Source organism: Bacillus sp. Medicinal_06 (assembly GCF_056711665.1).
The window spans coordinates 1-1,462 of sequence record NZ_JBWYHD010000047.1 but is presented as its reverse complement, the minus strand read 5'-3'; the positions used below and the strand labels follow the sequence as shown (position 1 = coordinate 1,462).

The following is a 1,462-nucleotide window of genomic DNA, read 5'->3' as shown; positions in this document are numbered from 1 at the left end:
CACATCCATCAACTTAAGGATTTGGACTATTCTTGAAGTTAAAAGCACGTTACCATTCTCTTATATTAATGAGAAAGGGTGACGTGCTTTTTATGAATATGCATCAAAAACAAGAGTTGTCTTTATTTGCCGAAGAGTTATATCGATATATGTCTCCCGCTACACTTAATCAATTGGCTATAGAAGCAGGCGGCATGAAACGAAAACGTAAATGCCACGGGCATCATTTTTTATCTTTGTGTGTATGGTTAAATCAACAGGTCGCTACTACCTCTCTTACTCAACTTTGTAGTCAATTAGAAACTTCAACAGGAGTTTTATTAAGTCCAGAGGGACTTAATCGACGATTTAATTCGGCTTCTGTAGCCTTCTTTCGAACTGTATTTATTACACTTCTACAAGCTAAAATTGGAGGGTTATCTAAGATTTCTCATTCTCTTTCTGCTTACTTTGAGCGCATTCGTATCCTTGATTCTACAACCTTTCAAGTTCCAGATCGATTCGCATCTACTTATCCTGGTGCCGGAGGATGCAGTCATAAAGCTGGTGTAAAAATTCAACTAGAGTATGACTTATTGAGTGGAGAATTTTCTGATGTGAAAATTGAACCAGGCAAACGGAGTGATCAGGCGTATGGTGCGAATCGAACAGGTATGATACAAAAGAATGAACTATATATTCGTGACCTAGGATATTTTCGTTTACAAGACTTTAAGTCTATTCAAGATAAGCAAGGATATTATTTATCACGTCTTAAATTACCAACTAAAATATATAGAAAAGAATTCGAAACAGTGGTATTTAAAACAAAACCCGCTCAATTGAGATCAGTATATATACAAGTTTATCTGGAAGATATCATGAAAGAATTACAACCTGGCCAAGTGTATGAGTTACATGATGTATATGTAGGGAGTAAAGACAAGCTTCCTACTCGTATTGTGGTTTATAGATGTACGGAGGAGCAAACACAGAAACGCCTACGTGATCGAGCTATTCGTGAAAAGAAAAAGGGGATTACATATACAGATCGTACGAAGCTTTTACAAGGAATTACGGTATATATGACAAACATTCCTTCGGAATGGGTACCAAAAGAGAAAATCTATGATCTATATTCACTGCGTTGGCAAATTGAGCTGTTATTTAAAATATGGAAATCTTGGTTTCAAATTCATCGTTGTAAATCTATAAAACAAGAGCGGCTAGAATGTCACCTTTATGGACAACTCATTAGTATCCTATTATGTTCTTCTACTATGTTTAAAATGAGAGAACTTCTGTTACGTAAGAAACAGAAAGAGCTAAGTGAATATAAAGCGATGTACATGATTAAAGATTATTTCTTACTGTTTCATCAAGCATTACAAAAAAACACCCAAGAATTATCAAAGATTCTCCTTCGTCTGTTTAACCTCCTACAGCGAAACGGACGAAAATCCCACAGATATGAGAAAAAAAC

1 protein-coding gene is annotated in these 1,462 nt (G+C 35.5%); it reads left to right on the top strand.

The genetic code is table 11. The features are described from left to right. Nucleotides 1-92: 92 nt before the first annotated feature. Nucleotides 93-1,462: IS4 family transposase (locus AC1M36_RS28250; RefSeq protein ID WP_479846515.1), on the top strand; the 1,370-nt coding region annotated here is incomplete at its 3' end.